The organism is Paenibacillus lemnae (assembly GCF_012933385.1).
GTDB classification, from domain to species: Bacteria; Bacillota; Bacilli; order Paenibacillales; family Paenibacillaceae; genus Paenibacillus_AQ; species Paenibacillus_AQ lemnae.
Window position 1 is genome coordinate 1 of sequence record NZ_JABBPN010000044.1, and the last position, 1,729, is coordinate 1,729.

The window sequence follows — 1,729 nt, forward strand, 5'->3', positions numbered from 1 at the left end:
AAGTCGTAACAAGGTAGCCGTATCGGAAGGTGCGGCTGGATCACCTCCTTTCTATGGAGAATCGTCCTCTGCAACGAGGACATTCAAAATATCATTCGGTCGGCGCAAGCCGCCGGATATAGCTTTGCGTAAGCAAAGCAACAACCGACTCACTCGTTGGTCAGTTTTGAGAGTTCAACTCTCACACGCAGAGAAGATCTGCGCTTGATCCTTGAAAACTAGATAACGAAACGAATTTGCGTTTTAGAAATATCCTTCTCAAACGACTTGTGTCATGTATATGACCAAGAAGCAAGAAAAACGTAGCGCGCGAGGGTTTGAGGATATGAGATCCTTTGTGAGTCTGTTTCCACCTTTGGTTCAATCCAATCAAGAAACAGGCGAGCAACAGAGCGAATAGCCGCAAACCGGAGCAAGTTGGTTAAGCTACTAAGAGCACACGGAGGATGCCTAGGCGCTAGGAGCCGAAGAAGGACGTGGCGAACAACGAAACTGCCTCGGGGAGCTGTAAGCAAGCTTTGATCCGGGGATGTCCGAATGGGGAAACCCGGCTGGTGTAATAGCCAGTCACTCATAACTGAATACATAGGTTATGCAGAGGCATACCAGGGGAACTGAAACATCTAAGTACCCTGAGGAAGAGAAAACAAGAGTGATTCCGTCAGTAGCGGCGAGCGAACGCGGAACAGCCTAAACCGAAGAGCTTGCTCTTCGGGGTTGTGGGACGTCTCACATGGAGTTACAAAGGAATGTATTAGGCGAAGAGGTCTGGAAAGGCCCGCTAGAAGAGGTAAAAGCCCTGTAGCTGAAAGTACATTCTCTCCGAGACGGATCCCGAGTAGTGCGGGGCACGTGAAACCCCGTATGAATCTGCCAGGACCATCTGGTAAGGCTAAATACTCCCTAGCGACCGATAGTGAAGCAGTACCGTGAGGGAAAGGTGAAAAGCACCCCGGGAGGGGAGTGAAATAGAACCTGAAACCGTGTGCTTACAAGAAGTCAGAGCCCGATTCTTAAGGGTGATGGCGTGCCTTTTGTAGAATGAACCGGCGAGTTACGTTCCCAAGCAAGGTTAAGGTGAGAAGCCGTAGCCGCAGCGAAAGCGAGGGTGATGGCGTGCCTTTTGTAGAATGAACCGGCGAGTTACGTTCCCAAGCAAGGTTAAGGTGAGAAGCCGTAGCCGCAGCGAAAGCGAGTCTGAATAGGGCGATTTTAGTTTGTGGACGTAGACCCGAAACCGTGTGATCTACCCCTGTCCAGGGTGAAGGTGCGGTAACACGCACTGGAGGCCCGAACCCACGTACGTTGAAAAGTGCGGGGATGAGGTGGGGGTAGCGGAGAAATTCCAATCGAACTCGGAGATAGCTGGTTCTCCCCGAAATAGCTTTAGGGCTAGCCTCGGAAATGAACAGTCGTGGAGGTAGAGCACTGATTGGGTGCGGGGCCCGCAAGGGTTACCAAGCTCAGTCAAACTCCGAATGCCATAGACTGATTATCCGGGAGTCAGACAGTGAGTGCTAAGATCCATTGTCAAAAGGGAAACAGCCCAGACCATCAGCTAAGGTCCCCAAGTGTGTGTTAAGTGGGAAAGGATGTGGAGTTGCACAGACAACCAGGATGTTGGCTTAGAAGCAGCCACCATTTAAAGAGTGCGTAATAGCTCACTGGTCGAGTGACTCTGCGCCGAAAATGTAACGGGGCTAAACACACCACCGAAGCTATGGCTTGA

The 1,729-nt window shown here is 51.0% G+C and carries 2 rRNA genes; both read left to right on the forward strand.

Going from position 1 to position 1,729, the window contains the following annotated elements:
• Positions 1–51: ribosomal RNA gene (locus tag HII30_RS21320) — 16S ribosomal RNA — on the forward strand; the annotation flags it as partial.
• A 368-nt stretch (positions 52–419) separates the two neighbouring features.
• Positions 420–1,729, forward strand: a 23S ribosomal RNA gene (locus HII30_RS21325); the annotation flags it as partial.